At 68.9% G+C, this 17,050-nt stretch carries 18 protein-coding genes; 9 read left to right on the top strand and 9 right to left on the bottom strand.

Translation table 11 applies throughout. The features are described 5' to 3' along the window. Positions 1-175 precede the first annotated feature (175 nt). Genes GM656_RS11870 through GM656_RS11855 form a run of 4 tightly spaced genes read left to right on the top strand, consistent with a single transcriptional unit; the run spans position 176 to position 4,143 of the window. On the top strand, positions 176-1,291 hold the full coding sequence (locus GM656_RS11870; protein WP_162413898.1) for a branched-chain amino acid ABC transporter permease: 1,116 nt from the start codon (positions 176-178) through the stop codon (positions 1,289-1,291). Then, positions 1,288-2,568 carry a branched-chain amino acid ABC transporter permease gene (locus tag GM656_RS11865; protein ID WP_162413897.1) on the top strand — a complete coding sequence of 427 codons (1,281 nt, stop codon included), beginning with the start codon at positions 1,288-1,290 and terminating at the stop codon, positions 2,566-2,568. Before GM656_RS11870 ends, GM656_RS11865 begins: the two co-directional genes overlap by 4 nt. Then, on the top strand, positions 2,561-3,391 hold the full coding sequence (locus GM656_RS11860; RefSeq protein WP_162413896.1) for an ABC transporter ATP-binding protein: 831 nt from the start codon (positions 2,561-2,563) through the stop codon (positions 3,389-3,391). Before GM656_RS11865 ends, GM656_RS11860 begins: the two co-directional genes overlap by 8 nt. Next, positions 3,388-4,143: an ABC transporter ATP-binding protein gene (locus tag GM656_RS11855; protein ID WP_162413895.1), complete on the top strand. Its 756-nt coding sequence runs from the start codon at positions 3,388-3,390 to the stop codon at positions 4,141-4,143. The genes GM656_RS11860 and GM656_RS11855 overlap by 4 nt, the downstream gene beginning before the upstream one ends. A gap of 27 nt (positions 4,144-4,170) precedes the next feature. Here the strand turns inward: GM656_RS11855 and GM656_RS11850 are convergent, their stop codons facing one another. The 3 genes from GM656_RS11850 to GM656_RS11840 form a co-directional block, all read right to left on the bottom strand. Beyond that, positions 4,171-5,559, bottom strand: coding sequence for an ABC transporter substrate-binding protein (locus GM656_RS11850; RefSeq protein WP_162413894.1), 1,389 nt, complete (start codon positions 5,557-5,559; stop codon positions 4,171-4,173). A 189-nt stretch (positions 5,560-5,748) separates the two neighbouring features. Next, the gene (gene sod / locus GM656_RS11845) at positions 5,749-6,360 is read right to left on the bottom strand and encodes a superoxide dismutase (protein ID WP_162413893.1); all 612 of its coding nucleotides are present in this window, start codon (positions 6,358-6,360) and stop codon (positions 5,749-5,751) included. Positions 6,361-6,547: 187 nt separating this feature from the next. After that, on the bottom strand, positions 6,548-7,945 hold the full coding sequence (locus GM656_RS11840) for a cryptochrome/photolyase family protein (protein WP_162413892.1): 1,398 nt from the start codon (positions 7,943-7,945) through the stop codon (positions 6,548-6,550). Between the two features lie 106 nt (positions 7,946-8,051). Here GM656_RS11840 and GM656_RS11835 point away from each other — a divergent pair, with 106 nt between their 5' ends. Both GM656_RS11835 and GM656_RS11830 read left to right on the top strand, forming a co-directional pair. Next, a complete protein-coding gene (locus GM656_RS11835) occupies positions 8,052-8,846 on the top strand; it encodes an enoyl-CoA hydratase/isomerase family protein (protein ID WP_162413891.1) in 795 nt (264 codons plus the stop codon). 46 nt (positions 8,847-8,892) lie between these two features. Further along, the gene (locus GM656_RS11830) at positions 8,893-9,420 is read left to right on the top strand and encodes an Lrp/AsnC family transcriptional regulator (protein WP_162413890.1); all 528 of its coding nucleotides are present in this window, start codon (positions 8,893-8,895) and stop codon (positions 9,418-9,420) included. Between the two features lie 87 nt (positions 9,421-9,507). Here the strand turns inward: GM656_RS11830 and GM656_RS11825 are convergent, their stop codons facing one another. Together GM656_RS11825 and GM656_RS11820 are read right to left on the bottom strand one after the other, a co-directional pair. Then, on the bottom strand, positions 9,508-9,789 hold the full coding sequence (locus GM656_RS11825) for a UPF0058 family protein (protein ID WP_162413889.1): 282 nt from the start codon (positions 9,787-9,789) through the stop codon (positions 9,508-9,510). A gap of 72 nt (positions 9,790-9,861) precedes the next feature. Continuing rightward, positions 9,862-10,077: a ribbon-helix-helix domain-containing protein gene (locus tag GM656_RS11820; RefSeq protein ID WP_162413888.1), complete on the bottom strand. Its 216-nt coding sequence runs from the start codon at positions 10,075-10,077 to the stop codon at positions 9,862-9,864. Between the two features lie 275 nt (positions 10,078-10,352). On the opposite strand from GM656_RS11820, the gene GM656_RS11815 reads away from it, so the two are divergent. Both GM656_RS11815 and menD read left to right on the top strand, forming a co-directional pair. After that, on the top strand, positions 10,353-11,687 hold the full coding sequence (locus GM656_RS11815) for an isochorismate synthase (RefSeq protein WP_162413887.1): 1,335 nt from the start codon (positions 10,353-10,355) through the stop codon (positions 11,685-11,687). Beyond that, positions 11,684-13,462, top strand: a complete 1,779-nt coding sequence (gene menD / locus GM656_RS11810) for a 2-succinyl-5-enolpyruvyl-6-hydroxy-3-cyclohexene-1-carboxylic-acid synthase (protein WP_162413886.1) — start codon at positions 11,684-11,686, stop codon at positions 13,460-13,462. Before GM656_RS11815 ends, menD begins: the two co-directional genes overlap by 4 nt. 21 nt (positions 13,463-13,483) lie before the next feature. On the opposite strand, the gene GM656_RS11805 is transcribed toward menD, so the two are convergent. Together GM656_RS11805 and GM656_RS11800 are read right to left on the bottom strand one after the other, a co-directional pair. Next, positions 13,484-14,440, bottom strand: a complete 957-nt coding sequence (locus GM656_RS11805) for a J domain-containing protein (RefSeq protein WP_162413885.1) — start codon at positions 14,438-14,440, stop codon at positions 13,484-13,486. Positions 14,441-14,450: 10 nt separating this feature from the next. Beyond that, positions 14,451-14,726, bottom strand: a complete 276-nt coding sequence (locus tag GM656_RS11800) for a hypothetical protein (RefSeq protein ID WP_162413884.1) — start codon at positions 14,724-14,726, stop codon at positions 14,451-14,453. Between the two features lie 142 nt (positions 14,727-14,868). Here GM656_RS11800 and GM656_RS11795 point away from each other — a divergent pair, with 142 nt between their 5' ends. Beyond that, a complete protein-coding gene (locus GM656_RS11795) occupies positions 14,869-15,837 on the top strand; it encodes a 1,4-dihydroxy-2-naphthoyl-CoA synthase (RefSeq protein WP_162413883.1) in 969 nt (322 codons plus the stop codon). A gap of 50 nt (positions 15,838-15,887) precedes the next feature. On the opposite strand, the gene GM656_RS11790 is transcribed toward GM656_RS11795, so the two are convergent. Both GM656_RS11790 and GM656_RS11785 read right to left on the bottom strand, forming a co-directional pair. Further along, positions 15,888-16,238 (bottom strand): helix-turn-helix transcriptional regulator, encoded by a 351-nt coding sequence (locus GM656_RS11790; protein ID WP_162413882.1) that lies wholly within the window; start codon positions 16,236-16,238, stop codon positions 15,888-15,890. Between the two features lie 27 nt (positions 16,239-16,265). After that, entirely contained in the window at positions 16,266-17,003 is a 738-nt protein-coding gene (locus tag GM656_RS11785; protein WP_162413881.1) for an NRDE family protein, read from the bottom strand. Positions 17,004-17,050 lie beyond the last annotated feature (47 nt).

Below are 17,050 nucleotides of genomic sequence, written 5' to 3'. Positions count from 1 at the left end.
TCGGTCGGCCGGAGGTCCGTCGGACAGGGAACGCTCACCGGTGGGGCCCGAACCACCCCGCCCATGGACGGAGATCCGGATCGGTGCTCGTCGGCTGAAGAATCACGTCACGACGGCGAATTGGCAAGAATTTCCGGAGGGTTATTTAGACAGGAGGTGCATCGAACGATAACATATGGGACTCGTCGCGAACGCTGGGGATAGTCGGGCGGCGGTGGTCGACCGGCCGGGGGCAGTCGCGGTGGCCGCCGTCCTGGGCTACCTCGTCCTCGATCTCGTCGTAAAGCTCTCCGGAATCAGCGTGTTCTTCCTCGGGATGCAGGTGTTGGGTGGCTCGCTCGAACTCGGCTCGCTGCTCTCGATGGTCATCGACGGTTTGCTCGTCGGACTGGCGGTCGGACTGGCCGGCATCGGGCTGTCGATGACCTACAGCATCCTCGACTTCGCGAACTTCGCCCACGGCGACACCGTGACCGCCGGGGCGTTCCTGGGCTGGGTCGCCGCCTACATCGCGGCCGGCCTCGGAACGGGAGCGCCGATCGCGGAACTGTTCATGCTCAACTCCGGTCGACAGCTGAGCACTGTCTCGACGTTCGTCCCGGTGCTCCTCGGCCTCGTCGTCGCCGGCGTCGGGAGCGTGGGCGTGACGCTGCTCGTCGACCGACTCACGTACCGCCCGATGCGCGCCGCGGGAAACATCTCGCTGCTGATCGCCTCGATCGGCGTCGCGCTCGCGATGCGCTACCTCATCGCCTTCGTCTTCGGCACGCAGACCAGCGGCGTCGCGAGCGGTGGCCTCCGTATCACGTTCTTCGGAACCGTCTCGATGACCGACAACGAGGTCACGCTGCTCGTCGTCAGCCTCCTGCTGATGCTGGCCGTGCACCTGCTCCTCCAGCGGACCAAACTCGGGAAGGCGATGCGAGCGATGGCCGACAACGAGGACCTCGCGCGCGTGACGGGGATTCCGACCGAGCGAGTGATCCGGCTGACGTGGATCCTCGGCGGCGGCCTCGCCGGCGTCGGCGGCTACCTGCTCGTCCTGGAGAGCGGAACGATCTCGTTCAACTTCGGCTGGATCCTCCTCTTGCTCATCTTCGCCGCCGTCATCGTGGGCGGCATCGGGTCGATCTACGGCGCGATGGCCGGCGGCGTCCTCATCGGGCTGGTCGACAGTCTGGCCCTCATCTGGCTGCCGTCGGGGCTGACGCGGGCGGCGGCGTTCCTCGTGCTCATCGTCGTCCTGCTCCTTCGCCCGTCCGGCATCTTTGGGGGGGTGACGACGGCGTGAGCGTCGCCGAGTCCGTCCGCGACCGCCTCGACGCACTCCCCGATATCGGGCTGGTCGCCGGCTTCATGGGCGCTATCTGGGCGATCATGCTCGTCCTGGCGCTCTCCGTCGGCGGCGCCGAGTGGGCGAACCTCGCCGCCGGCTTCATCGGCAGCGTCACGGTGCTCATCGGCGGCTACGCGATCCTCGCGCTGGCGCTGAACCTCCAGTGGGGGTACACCGGGCTGTTCAACATCGGCATCGCCGGCTTCATGGCCGTCGGCGCGTACACGACGGCGATTCTGACTGCCCCGACCGACCCCGCCGCCGGCGCGGTGGCGGGCCTCGGCCTCCCGCTGTGGGTGGGCCTCCTCGGGGGAATGCTGGCGGCGGCGGTCATCGGCGGACTGGCCGCCCTGCCGGCGCTCAGGCTGAAGGCCGACTACCTCGCCATCGTGACGGTGGCGTTCTCCGAGGTCATCCGGCTGACGGTCAACTGGAGCGGCCTCGCGGAGTTCTCGCTGTTCGGACGGACGCTCGGGACCGGCGGCGCGACGGGCATCTCCTTCGAGTCGGCCAACGACGTGGCCGGGTCGCTCGTCAACGGCGTTGGCGCGCCGGTCGCCGCCGCGTTCCAGGGCGTCGGCGTCTCCGCACCGAACCTCGCCAACCTCACGTACGGCCTCATGCTCATGGCGGTCGTGGGCGCGAGCTACTGGGTGTTCGCCCGCCTCACGAACTCGCCGTTCGGCCGCGTGCTGAAGGCCATTCGCGAGGACGAGACCGTGACCCAGTCGCTCGGAAAGGACACCCGGGTGTTCAAGATCAAGACGTTCATGATCGGCTGCGCGCTGATGGGGCTGGCCGGCGTCCTGTTCCGCGGACAGGCGGGCTACATCAGCCCGAGCCAGTTCCGGCCGACAATCACCTTCTACGTCTTCGCGGCGCTCATCATCGGCGGCTCCGGGTCCAACACCGGGAGCATCCTCGGCGCGGCGACGTTCTCCGGTCTGCTCTTTTACCTGCCGGCCCGCATCGGCGAGAACGTCCCGCTCGGCACGCGCGCGCCGAGCAACATCGTCGAGGCCGTCGCCGCGCTCGGCTCGCTCGACCCGTTCCCGCTGGTGGCCTACACCGTCGGCAACGTCAGCACGCTCCGGTTCGTCCTCATCGGCGTCGTCCTCATCTACATCATCCAGAACCAGCCCGATGGGCTACTCGGCCACCGCAACGAGCCGGCGGCGAGCGTGGACCTCGACCGGAGCCGCGCCGATCTCGGGGGTGAGTCGGATGAGTGAATCGTCCGGGACAGAGCGGCAGACGGCGACCGTCGACAGCGATAGCATCGAAGACCCCCTGCTTGAGGTCGACGGCCTCCGAAAGCAGTTCGGCGGCGTCGTCGCCGTCGACGGGGCGACGTTCGCCGTCGGCGAGGGCTCGCTCACCGGCCTCATCGGGCCGAACGGCGCGGGCAAGTCCACGACCTTCAACTGCATCACCGGTATCCACGAGCCGACCGGCGGGCGCGTCACCTTCGACGGGCAGGAGATCACCGGCCTCCCGCCGTACACGCTCGCGAACCGCGGGCTCGTGCGGACGTTCCAGATCGCCCGCGAGCTGTCCGACATGACCGTCCTGGAGAACGTGATGCTCGCGCCGGACGACCAGGTCGGGGAGTCGGCGATTCGCTCGGTGCTGCCGGGGCTCCGCGACGACGTGATCGCCGACGAGGAGGCGGTCCGGGACCGCGCGTGGGAGACGCTCGATTTCTTCGAGATCGACCATCTCGCTCACGAGAACGCCGGAAACCTCTCGGGCGGCCAGCGCAAGCTGCTGGAGATGGCGCGGGTGCTGATGACCGACCCCGAGATGGTCCTGCTCGACGAACCGCTCGCCGGCGTGAACCCGACGCTGGAGGAGAAGCTACTGGAGCGCATCCACGAACTCCGCCGCGAGCAGGGACTGACCTTCCTGCTCGTGGAACACGACATGGACGTCATCATGAACAACTGCGAACACATCATCGTCATGCACCAGGGGAGTGTCCTCGCCGAGGGGGACGCCGAGGCAATCACGTCGGACGAGCGCGTGCTCGAGGCGTACCTGGGAGGTGAGGTATGAGCCAGCGCGCGACGGTCTCGGCGGAGGTCACGCTGCCCGACCCGTCCGAGCGCCTGCTGGCGATACGGAACCTCGACGCCGGCTACGGCGACCTGCAGGTCCTCAGCGACGTGCACATGGACGTGGCCGACGAGGAGTACGTCGTCATCGTCGGGCCGAACGGGGCCGGCAAGTCGACGGTGATGAAGTCCGTCTTCGGGCTGACGACGTACATGGGCGGCGAGGTCGTCTTCGACGGGACCGACATCAGCGAGCGCAACCCCGACGAGATCATCTACGAGGGGATCAGCTACGTCCCGCAGACCGGCAACGTCTTCGGCTCGCTGTCCGTCCGCGAGAACCTAGAGATGGGAGCGTACATCCTCGACGAGGTCCCGGAGGACCGCATCGAGGACGTGTACGAGCGCTTTCCCATCCTCCGCGAGCGCTCCGAGCAGGACGCCGGAACGCTCTCGGGCGGCCAACAGCAGATGCTCGCGATGGGGCGGGCACTGATGCTCGACCCGGACCTCCTGTTGCTCGACGAGCCCTCGGCCGGCCTCGCGCCCGACCTCGTCGAGGACATGTTCGACCGCATCGACCGCATCAACGACGACGGGACGGCCATCCTGATGGTCGAGCAGAACGCCAAGGAAGCCCTCCGTCGCTGTGACCGCGGCTACGTCCTCGTCCAGGGCCAGAACCGCTACGAGGACGACGGCTCGGTGTTGCTGAACGACGAGCAAGTGCGACAGGACTTCCTCGGCGGGTAACGGCGAAAAAACGGATCTGCGAGCGGTCTACTGGTTCATCGCGCTGTTGATCTCGGACGTGTAGGAGGACTGCTGCTGCTCGAATCCGACCTGATTGACGACCGTCCCGCCGCGTTCCTCAAACGCGCTGACGAAGGCCTCCTGGAGCGCCTGCCCGTAGCTGTTGTTGAGATACAGCGTCGAGGCGGTCTCAGCGCCCATCTCGGACATCCCGACCTGCGCGAGCACCTGCCCCTGCAGGGCGTCGCTCGGCGGGGTGCGGAAGATGTAGTCGTCGTCTTCGAGGCCCGTGAGCGTCGGTGACGTGGAGGCCGGCGAACAGCCCACGACGCCGCTGTCGACGAGGACGTTCCGGGCGACCTGGATGGACACCTCGGAGCTCGCGGCCCCGGTCAGCGAGGGGTAGCCCGCGCTGACGAGGGAGTTCGCCGCGTCGATGCCGGCCTGCGCGACGGACTGGGTGTCACCGACCTGGTAGTCGAACTCGAAGTCGACCTGGTCCTGCAGTTGCAGCGCCGGGAGCAGGGCCGCGTCCCGGATCGGTTTGCCGAGCGGACCGAGGTCGCCGGTCTCGGGCATCAGGACGCCGAAACTGACCGTTCGCCCCGCGTCGCTACCGGAGCCGCTCGGCTCGGGCTGTGGGATCTCGCCGCTGCTGCTGAAGTCGACGGTGTTGAGCGTCTCGATGCCGCCGCCGTCCTGGAAGCCGAAGACCTGGTACTGCGCCGAGGCCATATCCCCGTTCTCGTCGAAGTTGACGGTGCTCGACGCCCCTTCGTACTGGATGTTCTCGCCGGCGGCGGCCGCCTCGACGGCGGCAGGGAGTTCGGACGGGCCGTACGCGTCCCCGCCCGGATTCGCGACGACGCGCATGTGGTCGCGGATGGCCTGCCCGTCGTTCTCGCCCGCCAGGAGGTTCGCGAGGATCTGGACGGCCGTCGCGTCGTAGGCCTGCGAGGTGAACACGCCCGGTTCCTCGTAGTCGAACTCGGAGGTGAACTGCTCGGTGAACGTGTCGACGCCGGGGCCGGCCGCGGACGGCGCGGTCCCGCGGACGTTCGACATGTCGTTGCCGACGTTGCTCGGGAGCTCGCCGTCCTGCAAGCCGTCGGTGACGAGGATGTCCGCGGCGTCGTCCCCGTAATCGGCGTAGAAGTCCTTGAACAGCTGGACCCCGCTCTGGGGGTATCCGACCACCATCAGCACGTCCGGCGACTCGCCGCCACCGCCGCTCCCGTCGCCGGTCGCGGTGCCGGTCCCGCCGTCGCTGCCGCCGTCACCGCCGTCGCCGCCGTCGCCACCACTGCCGCCGTCCGTCTGCTCCGTCGAACAGCCTGCGAGTCCGCCGAGCAGGCCGACCGTGCTTACCGCTCCGGTGCGCTTCAGAAATAGTCGTCGGCTGGTATCCTGACTCATACCTACCTATACAACACTCGTGCTCTCATAAAACAGTATCCTAGCCCACGGCGGGAACCGACAGTCAGCGACCCGATTCGTGTGAGTGGCTCGTAATATTTACCGGTCCAACCGTCGGGAGAACCGACGCGCACACGCGACGCTCCCGGTGTAGGCGCGACCGCGCGAAAAAATGTCGAGTGCTGTCCGTTACTCGAAGTGTTCGACCGACTTCTGGTACTCTTCGGCGGCCTTGTCCCAGTCGACGACCTCGAAGAATGCGTCGATGAAGTCACCGCGAGCCGGACCGTAGTCGTAGTAGTAGGAGTGCTCCCAGACGTCGAGCGCGAGGACCGGGTGTGCGCCCCAGAGCGCGCCCTGGTCGTGCTTGTCGACCTTGACGTTGCGGAGCTGCTTGGCGACGGGGTCGTAGACCAGCAGCGCCCAGCCGCCGGCGGCCGAGGCCGCGGCCTCGAACTCGCCCTTCCAGCCCTCGTAGGAGCCGAAGTCCTCCTCGATGCGGTCGCGGAGGTCGCCCTCCGGCTCGCCGCCGCCGTTGGGGTCCATGTTCTCCCAGAACAGCGTGTGGAGGTAGTGACCACAGCCGTTGTGGGTGACGTTGCCGAGCGCGCCGGCGCTCGACGAGAAGTCGCCCGCCTCGCGGTTCTCGGCGAGTGTCTCCTCGGCCGATTCGAGGCCGTTTACGTAGCCCTGGTGGTGGGTGTCGTGGTGCCAGGTGAGCACCTGCTCGGAGATGTGGGGCTCCAGCGCGTCGTAGTCGTACGGGAGCGGTGGCAGTTCGGGATTGGAATGTTCGGACATATGAAAACGCCTCCATCGGTACCTGTCGCGCGGCTGCCTGTTAAACGTTTAGGAGCCGTATGGTATCACCACTCATGCACACGGTGAGGGAGTCGCCGTTCGGCCGTCGCTCGCCCAGCCAGATATCGGCGTCGAGCGGGTGTCAGGAAGCGGCACATTCACGCCGGTCGTCACGAGCGTCGTCCGCTCAGTCGTCGCCTCGTGCGCGTTCGAACATCGCCAGCGCCCGCTCGCGGCGCTCCCCGTGATCGACGACCGGGTCCGGGTAGTCGGGCGCGGCGTTTCGCCGCTGGGTGAGCGAGCACTCGTTCCAGTCGTGGATGACCTCGGGGTCGGTGTCCCGGAGCTCCGGGACGTACCGCTTGATGTACTCGGCGTCGGGGTCGTAGTCCTCGCCCTGCGTCATCGGATTGAAGATGCGAAAGTACGGCTGGGCGTCGGTCCCCGTCGACGCGGCCCACTGCCAGCCGCCGTTGTCGTTGGCCGTGTCGTGGTCGACCAGTTTCTCCCGGAACCACTCGTAGCCGTAGCGCCAGTCCACCAGCAGGTCCTTGGTGAGGAAGGAGGCGACGATCATCCGCACGCGGTTGTGCACGTACGCCTCCTCGCGGAGCTGGCGCATCCCGGCGTCGACGATGGGGTAGCCCGTCTCGCCGTCCTTCCACGCCTGCAGGAGGTCCCCGTCGTTCTCCCAATCGATGGGGTTCTCGTAGGACTTGTAGTTCGACGTGACGACGCTCGGGTACGCGAACAGCACCTGCGCGTAGAACTCCCGCCAGGCGAGCTGTGACTGGAACTCCCGGACCGACTCGCGCCGGTCGCCGCCGACGCCGTCCGCCGCCGCCTCGGTGCGCTCGTACACCTCGCGGATACCGACGGTCCCGAACTTCAGGTGTGGCGAGAGCTGGGACGTGCACTCGTCGGCGGGATAGTCGCGGCGCTCGTCGTAGCGGTAGACGTCCTCGTCCAGGAAGTCGTCGAGCAACGAACGGGCCGCGCCGGTCCCGGCGGTCGGCACGTCTGCCTCCGGGTCGTCGAAGCCGAGGTCCGCGAGCGTCGGCAGGTCGTCGCCCTCGACCGCCGCGAGCGCGTCGGCGTCGGGGGCGTCGTAGGGCGCGGCCTTCTCCCGGTCGTGCCACTTCCGTCCGAAGTAGGTGAACACGCTGTAGGGGTCGCCGTCGTTGGTCGTGATCTCGCCCGGTTCGTGCAGGACGGCGTTCTGGACGGCCTCGCGGGAGACGCCGGCGTCGTCCAGCGACCGGCGGACCGCCGCGTCGCGTTCGCGCGCGAGACCGGAGTAGTCCTTTCCCCACGTCACCGTCTCCGCGCCGTATTCCGCGGCGAGGTCCGGCACTACCTCTCGCGGGTCGCCCTCGGCGACGACGAGGTCGCTCCCGCGCTCGCGGTACCACGCCCTGAGGCTGTCGAGCGCGTCGAGCATGAACGCGACTCGCGGCGGTGCGGCGTGGTCGAGGACGGCCCTGTCGAAGACGAACACGGGGACGACGGGGTCCGACGGACTCGCCGCCGCGAGCCCGGCGTTGTCCGTCGCCCGCAGGTCTCGTCGATGCCAGTGGAGGCGCATACGGTGACAACGTCCGCACCCCGTCAAAAGGTACTGCCCAAGGACATCGGTTCGCGGCTCGCTGACAGTCACCACAGTTATCTCCGTCCCGGGAGTCGACTCGGCCATGTCAGAGGAGCTTGTCACGCGCTCGACCGACGGGGACGTGACGACGGTGACGCTGAACCGACCTGATGCCCGCAACGCCCTCTCGAAGCGGCTGGCCGAGGAACTGACCGACGCGTTCGAGGCAATCGGCGACGGGGACGCCCGATGCGTGGTGCTCGACGGCGCGGGCTCGGCGTTCTGCGCGGGCGGCGACATCGAGGCGATGCTCGACGGCGTCGAGAGCGACCAGCCGCCGTCCGAGCGCGTCGACAGCGTCCTCGCCGCCATCCACGACGCGATACTGGCCGTCGACGGCTGTGACCGCCCGGTCGTCGCGAAGATCGACGGCCCAGCGTTCGGTGCCGGTGCGGGGCTGGCGCTCGCCTGCGACGTGCAGTTCGCCAGCCCGGACGCGAAGATCGGTTTCGGCTTCCGCCGGGTGGGCCTGGCCATCGACTCGGGGGTGTCGTACTTCCTGCCCCGAATCGTCGGCCCGAACAAGGCCAAGGAACTGGTCTTCACCGGCGAACTCCTCGACGCGGACGCGGCCCGCGAACTCGGCCTGTTCACCCGCCTGTTCGAGACCGAATCCTTCGAGGAGGGCGTCGAGAACATGGTGACGACTATCGCCGAGGGACCGACGGTCGCCCTCGGACAGGCGAAGCGGCTGCTCGACCGCGGCAGCGAGGCGTCCCTCGAGCAGGCGCTCGAAAACGAGGCCGCCGCGCAGGGACTGGCGTTCACGACCCGCGACCACGAGGAGGGGGCCCGCGCGTTCGCCCAGCGGCGGGAGCCGTCGTTCGAGGGGCGCTAGCCCGCGCGTCCGAAAACGTCACAACGAGCGGTACGCGACTAGCCGTATGAACGGCGACACGCCCGACTGGGAGTTCACCGAACGGGACGTGACCATCCTCAGGGAGCTCTCTGCGGACCCCCAGCGCTCGTCTCGCGAACTCGCCGACATCCTGGAGTCGGAGTACGACATCGACGTGTCTCACGTGACCGTCAGCGAGTCCATCCGGAAGATGCGCGACGAGGGGGTGTTCAGGGAGGCCATCATCCCGAACGAGTCGCTGTTTAACTTCGCGCTCTTCGAGTTCAAGTTCAACCCCGAGCACTTCGCGGACTCGTGGCACGACGCGATGGTGTCCATCCGCGACGACCGCCACACGCTCTTTTACTTCCTCTCCGACGGCGAGTACCAGTGGAAGTCGGTGATGATGTTCCCGAGCCGGACCGCCGAGTCGCGCTGGATTCACGACTTCTACAAGGACCACGGCGAAGTGGTCCTGAACGTCCGCAACTCCGTGGTCCACAACGTCCTGAAGTTCCGGACCGACCCGGAGATGTACACCGAGCTCGACGGCGAGACCACGCTGGAGCCGTAGGTCCGCGCCGCTCCGGCGTCGGAGCCGGGAGACGGAGACGAAAAATCGAATCGAGAGAGACGAACTAGATCGTCGGCAGAGAGACCGTTACAGCTTGCGTTCGGCGTCTTCGGCCAGTTCCTTCATGCGCTTGCTGACGCGGCCCGCGTCGGAGAACTCGTCTTCGCTCATCGCCGTCGCGAGCGAGTTCCCGAGGACGAACACGGCGTGTTTGTGCTCGCTCTTGGACTTGTGGACGTCCGAGGGCCGCACGTCGAGTTCCTGGTAGGCGTCGAAGAGGTCCGGGTCGACCGAGTCCATCTCGTCGCGGAAGTACTCCATGATCGTCACCATCTGTTCGTGCAGTTCGAGAAGTTCGTCTTTGTGCATGGCTAACAGTATGTGTTGGCAGCCGCATAAGAATTGCTTGAGAAGAGATACCAGACTCTCACGGCCGCAGCCTCAGAAGACGTACTCGTCGTCGTGACCCATCATGCCGTCCTCTTCGAAGCCTGGTTCCTCGTCCTCGTCCTGCGGGCCGGAGGTCTTGTACGCCTTCAGCCCGGTCGACAGGAGGTCTTCGATTGCCTCCTCGCGGTTGAGGAACTCGCCCTGCTCGACGAGCTGAGCGATCTGCATCTCGAGATGTTCCGGGATATTGATCTCTACCTTGGGCATCGCAACATAGGGGGCTTCGACTAAGCCCTATTTAAACTTGACGGGGGTCGGTACGGACTTTCGGAAATTCCAATTCCGAAACCGTGAGAGGATGTTCGCGAATCGGGATGTGAACTTCGCGCAACCGTAATCCCTGTCGCGCCGAGTCGTGCGACGGCCACACCGGACCGCACCGCGGGTCGCACAGGTCGGTCTCCGCTCGTCGGACCGCGCGCCGGTGTCGAGAATCGAGCGTATAGTTAGGCTCAAAGGTGCGCAATCCTAAGGCCTGGGTGATGGAACCACTGCGTGGTGACGAGACGACGGTTGGTGAGACAACGGTCGTCGCACGTGGGTGTCGCCTCGAGCGCGCACCGGTGCGGGCGTTCCTCGAAACGGACGCGCGTCCCCGGTTCTACTGGGCGGCCGGCACCGAGTCGATCGCGGCCCGCGGGAGCGCGGCGACCGTGACCGCCGACGGCGAGTCGCGGTTCGCCGACGTGCGGACCGCCGTCGAGGCGCTGTTCGAGGGCTGTTCGGTCCCCGACGACCTCCCGAGCGCGGCGCGGCCGCGGCTGTTCGGTGGATTCGCCTTCCACAACGGCGACCACGACGGAGCCTCCCCCTGGACCGGCTTTCCCAGCGCGGCGTTCTTCCTCCCCGAGGTCCAGGTGACCGTCCGAGACGAGGACGCGTGGCTCACGACGGCCGCGACGGGGCCCGACGCCGCCGCGGAGGCCGCCGCTCTCCTGGACGACTGGCGCGACCGACTCGACACGCTCTCCGGGCGCGAGTCGCCCGGGCCGCCGGGAATCACGCGCCGCGAGCGGACGCCGACGCAGGCCGGCTGGCGCGACCAGGTGGGCGCGGCGCTGGAGAGCGTCGCCCGCGGCGACCTCCAGAAGGTCGTCCTCGCCCAGAGCCTCCGCGTCGCCCTCGCCTCTGACCTCTCGGTCCCCGACGTGATGGAGCGGCTCTCGCGGACCTACCCGGACTGCTACCGGTTCATGCTCTCGCCCGAGGCCGGCGGGACGTTCTTCGGGGCGACGCCCGAGCGGCTTGTCTCCGTCCGCGGACGCACCGTCAGGACGGAGGCGCTGGCCGGCTCGACGGGACGGGGCGACACGCCCGCCGAGGACGAGTGGCTGGCCGCCGAGCTCCTCGACAGCGAGAAGGATCGCCACGAGCAGAAGCTCGTCGCCGACGCCATCCGCGACCAACTGGGACCGTTCGCGACGACGGTGCGCATCGGTGACCGGACCGTCCGCCGACTCGCCACCGTCCAGCACCTCCGGACCTCGATCACGGCCGAGCTCGGGACCGACGAGCACGTCCTCTCGCTGGTGGAGGCGCTCCACCCGACGCCGGCCGTCGGCGGCCTGCCGCCGGACGCCGCCCTGCGGACCATCCGCGAGACCGAGGCGTTCGACCGCGGCTGGTACGCCGCGCCCATCGGCTGGGTCGACGCCGCCGGCAATGGCACCTTCGCCGTCGGCATCCGTTCGGCCGTCGCCACGGACCGCGAGGCGACGTTGTTCGCCGGCGCGGGCATCGTCGAAGACAGCGACCCCGACCGCGAGTGGGACGAGGTACAGCTCAAATATCGGCCGATTCTGGACGAACTGGAATGACCGCGCCCAACGTCAACACGCTGTGGGCGGAGACGCTCGTCGAGGAACTCGTCGCCGGCGGCGTCGACGCCGTGTGTCTCTCCCCTGGGAGCCGCTCGACGCCGCTGACGGTGGCCTTCGCCGAACACCCCGACGTGGAAGTGTTCTCCCACCTCGACGAGCGCTCGGCGGCCTTCTTCGCGCTCGGCCGCGGCCGCCGGACCGGGACGCCGACGCCGCTGGTCTGCACCTCCGGGACCGCCGCCGCGAACTACCACCCGGCCGTTATCGAGGCGACCCAATCGGGCGTCCCGCTCCTGCTTCTGACGGCCGACCGGCCGCCGGAGCTCATCGACAGCGGCGCGAACCAGACCGTCGACCAGGAGAAGCTCTACGGCGACGCCGTCCGCTGGTACCGCGACATGCCCGAACCGGAGGCGGAGCCCCGCAAGGTTCGGATGCTCCGGACCACGGCGGCCCGCGCGCTCGCGGCGAGCACCGGCAGCGACCCCGGCCCCGTCCACCTCAACTGTCGGTTCCGCAAGCCGCTGGAACCGACGCGAGTCCCGGCCGACCACCCGGCGGGCGTCCCCGACGACTGGGCCGGCGGCGACCGGGCGGCCGAGACGGGCCGAGACGGGCCGTTCGTGACGACCAGCGAGGGCGGCGCGACGCCCGATGCGGCCGCGGTGGAACGCCTTCGCGACGCCGTGGCGGCCGCCGACCGCGGCCTGCTGGTCGCCGGGCCCGCGGACGGCGGCCTGAGCGCCGACGCGCTGGAGCGACTGGCGGCCGCGACCGGCTTCCCGGTCCTCGCCGACCCGCTGTCGGACCTCCGCTTCGGGCCGCACGTCGAACGACTCGACGTGCCGGTCTGTGGCGGCTACGACGGCTACCTCGGCTCCGACGCGGTCGCGGGGTGGAGCGACCCCGACGTGGTCCTGCGCTTCGGCGCGTCGCCAACCTCGAAGCCGCTCCGGCGCTATCTCCGGGACGCCGACTGCCGGCAGGTCGTCGTCGATCCGACGGGCGGCTGGCCGGAGGCGGAGTTCACCGCGACCGATCTCATCGTCGCCGACGAGGACGCCACGGCGGACGCGCTCGCTGCGGAGCCGCTCGGCGACATCGACACGGCGTGGCGCGAGCGGTTCGCGACCGCCGAGCGCGTCCACTGGGACGCGGTCGCGGCCACGCTCGACGAGACGTACTGGGAGGGCGGCGTCCTCGCGGACGCGACGGCGCTCGCGCCCGACCCGACGACGCTGTTCGTCTCCAACAGCATGCCCGTCCGCGACGCCGACCGCTTCGGCCGGCCGCGGGCCGCCGACCTCACCGTCCTCGGCAACCGCGGGGCCAGCGGCATCGACGGCATCACCTCGACGGCGCTCGGAGCAGGGAGCGCGACAGACGACCCGCTCGTGCTCGTCACGGGCGACCTGGCGTACTATCACGACATGAACGGGCTGCTCGCGCTGGGACGCTGCGGCGTCGACGCGACCGTCGTCTTGCTCAACAACGACGGCGGCGGCATCTTCCACGTGCTCCCCATCGAGGACCACCCGACCTTCGAGGAGCAGTTCCGCACCCCGCACGGCCTCGATTTCGAACCGACCGGGGCGCTGTACGCGCTCGACTTCGAGCGAGCGACCGATCGACGCGAGTTCGGCGAGCGGTTCGGCGCGTCGCTCGACCGCGACGGCACGCAGGTCATCGAGGTCCGCTTCGACGCCGGAGACAGCCACGCGGTCCGCGAGCGAGTGGCCGAGCGGGTCGCCGACCGGCTTGCCGACGCGTAGCGACTCCCATCGGCGGCCGCATCACACCCGGAGCGCGGCGGCCGTCAGCAGCGAGAACCCGAACGGGAGCCAGGTCCCGGCCAGCGCGAGCAGGCCGAGTACCGAGAGCGCGCCGACGTTCAACACGACCAGCGCCGCCGCCGTCGCCAGGCTCCAGGTCCCGAACACCCCGATGGCGATGACGGGCTCGGACTGGAGGTAGCCGATCAGCAGGACCGTACAAATTCCGATGACGACGTTGACCCACAGCGGGAACGCCGGCAGCAGCGCGCTGAACAGCAACACCGGGTAGAGTGCGAAGGTGATCCCGAACAGCGTGAGCTCCCGGCCGGTGGGCATCTCGAACCGCCGTCCGCCCGTGGCCGGCGCGCGCTGGCGGACGCTGTACGTCGACGAGGAGTTCCAGACGCCGTCCCCGCCGGTGGTCCGGTCCGTCGCCGTCGATCCGGTGGTCCAGCCGTCGTCAGTTCGGGACGCGTCGCCGTCCGAGTCGCCGGCCGCGTCGCCCGTGTCGTCCCCTTCATCGGCGGTCGAATCCCCCGCCGACCGACGCCGTCGCTCCTCGCTGACCCGCTCGCCGGCCCGGCGCTCGCGCTCGGCGCGCGATTGTCCGCGCTCGTGGGCCTCGTCCGCGCTCGAACCGGCGTTCGCCGACGTGTCCCCGTCCGCTCCGTCGTCGGTCGCGTCGCCGCCGTAGCCCGCCCGCCGCGCGGCCTCCGAGACGGTGCTTCCGTCGCCCGCCCCAGCGGATTCGCCCGAGACGTACGCCGCGTGGCCGAGGCGGTCGTATCGCGCCCGCTCGTCCGCGTCGGTGAGCACGTCTCGGGCTTCGATGAGGCGCTGCGTCGCCTCGCCCGCGTCGGCGTCGTCGCTCACGTCCGGGTGGGTCTCCTTGAGTCGAGCGCGGTACGCCGCCTGGATGTCCGCGGTCGACGCGTCCGGAGCGACGCCGAGCACGTCGTAGAACGTCTCGGTCATCCGGCCGCGCTCACTCGTCCTCGACGCCTCCGCGCTGGGTGCTCTCTGCGGTTCGTGACCGGTCGCTCTCCGACTCGGCCTGCCGTTCCAGCGCCGACGCGATCCGTTCGAGCGCCCGGACGAAGCGCAAGAGGACGTACACGACGGCATAGACGAACCAGGGCAGGACGACGACGATGAGCCCGAGGAGGACCTGCTGGACGATCAGGAGACTGTACGCGAGGACGACGACCGACAGCACGGCGAGGACCGCCTGTATCGCGGTGTGGTTCCGAGTGGAGGGCATCGTTTCTGGTACACGTGCGCGGTGTCAAAGCGTTTGCGCCGCCAGTATCGGTCGCGGAAACGCGACTCGACGGCGACGCCGAGCGACGCGCGCTACGCCCGCCACGAGGTAGCTTTTTGCGAGGCCCGTCCCCAGCCACGGTATGGTCTCTGAGCTATTCGACCCGGACCGCTGGACCGCCGTCGAGCGGTTCGACTTCGCCGACATCACCTATCACCGCTCGACCGAGACGGGCGCGGTCCGCATCGCCTTCGACCGGCCCGAGAAGCGCAACGCCTTCCGCCCGGAGACGGTCGACGAGCTCTCGACGGCGCTCGACCACGCGAAGCGGCTCACCGACGTGGGCTGCGTCATCATCACCGGGAACGGGCCGTCGCCGAAGGACGGCGGCTGGGCCTTTTGCTCGGGCGGCGACCAGTCCATCCGGGGCGAGAGCGGCTACGAGTACCGCGCGGACGAGGACGGCGAGTCGCCGCGCGACGCGGACACAGCGAGCGGGAAGCAAAGCGACCCGCGAGAGACGAGCGGCGGCGTGGCCGACGACGCCCCCGAGAACGTCGGCCGCCTCCACATCCTCGAAGTCCAGCGCCAGATCCGACACATCCCGAAGCCCGTCGTCGCCGTCGTCCCCGGATGGGCCGTCGGTGGCGGCCACTCGCTGCACGTCGTCTGCGACCTCACGCTCGCGAGCGAGGAGCACGCGAAGTTCCTCCAGACGGACCCCGACGTGGGCAGCTTCGACGGCGGCTTCGGCTCTGCGTACCTCGCCAGACAGGTGGGCCAGAAGAAGGCCCGCGAGGTGTTCTTCCTCGGCAAGACCTACAGCGGCGAGGAGGCCGCCGAGATGGGGATGGTCAACGAGGTCGTCCCGCACGAGGACCTGGAGGACACCGCTATCGAGTGGGCCGAGCGGATGAACGAGAAGTCGCCGACGGCGATGCGGATGCTCAAGTACGCCTTCAATCTCGACTCGGACGGAATGGTCGGCCAGCAGGTGTTCGCCGGCGAGGCGACGCGGCTGGCCTACATGACCGACGAGGCCCAGGAGGGCCGGGACGCCTTCAACGAGGGCCGCGACCCGGACTTCGACGACGTTCCCTGGCACTACTGAGGCGGACTGCCGTCACGAGCGCGTGCGGAGATCGGGTGCGAAAACGAACCTCAGCCCTCGTAGGCCAGCGTCATGACCCACTGCGAGAAGGTGTCGTCGTGCGGGTCGACTTCCTCGTCGCCGATGAACGGCGAGAGCTGATCGCCGGCCATCAGGAGCGAGAAGTCGAGGTCGCGGGCCGCCGGCGTCAGGTAGTAGGTGTTGTGCCCCTCGTACACCGTCTCGTCGCGCTGGATGAGCCCCTTCTCGAAGAGCGACTCGACGATGCGACTCCCCTTCCGGGAGGACACGTCGAGGTTCTTCCAGAAGTCGCTCTGGTGGATGCCCCCCGACTCGCGGATCAGTTCCAGCCCGGCCCGCTCTCCCTCGGTGAGGTCGTCCTCCGACGCTGCTGAACTCATGTATCACATACACCGACTGTCGGCCGCTTAAATCTGACCTTCGACCGGACGGTACGCCGTCCGGCAGGGCGGCCCGTCGGCGAACCGGTACCGGCGCTCGTCGCCGAGCGTGACGAGCGACGACGACCGCGTGCCGAAGCCGTCGCCGTGGACGCAGACGCCGTACTCGTGGTCGCCGACGGCCTCGGCGGCGCGGTCCAGCCACTCTTCGACCGACTCCGCGGGCGTCGGCTGTAGATGCTCCCGGAGTCGGTCGGCGTTGGTCGCCTGCTCCTCGCCGACTGCAGGGCGGTGCGAGGGAATCCGGTAGTCGCCGTCCGCGCCGACGTTGACGACGACGTGGACGCCGGGCTCGAAGTTCCGGACCGCGAGCTGGCCGTCCCACTCGAGCAGGACGGCGGCGTTCTCGTCGGCCAGCAGGAGATTGAAGCCCGCGTACTCGGCCTCCCTGGTCGCTCGCTCGACGGCGCGGGCGGCCGACTCGGCCGTCTCGTGGCTCAGCGCGTCGCGCACGAGCAGGCCGCGCGAGCGCTCGCCGGCCAGGTCGTCGTCGATCCAGCGGTTCGTCACCGCTGCGAGGACGCCGTGCTCGTTGTAGCCGAGCCACGTCCCCTCTGCTTCGTCGTCGGCCGGCGCGACGACGCGGCTCCCCCATTGACGCACTTTCGGTGGCTGTGACGGTCTGTCGAAGCGCTCGTCGCGGTTCGCCGCGACCGCGACCGGGGCGTCTTCGAAGACCTGCCACGCGAGGACGATGGTACACACGGTCTCCCGTAGGCCGCCGACGGGCAAAACCGCTTGGCTCGGCGTGC

Origin of the sequence: Haloarcula salina, from assembly GCF_010119195.1 — an archaeon.
Classification (GTDB): Archaea; Halobacteriota; Halobacteria; order Halobacteriales; family Haloarculaceae; genus Haloarcula; species Haloarcula salina.
This window is presented reverse-complemented; position numbering and strand designations above follow the sequence as displayed.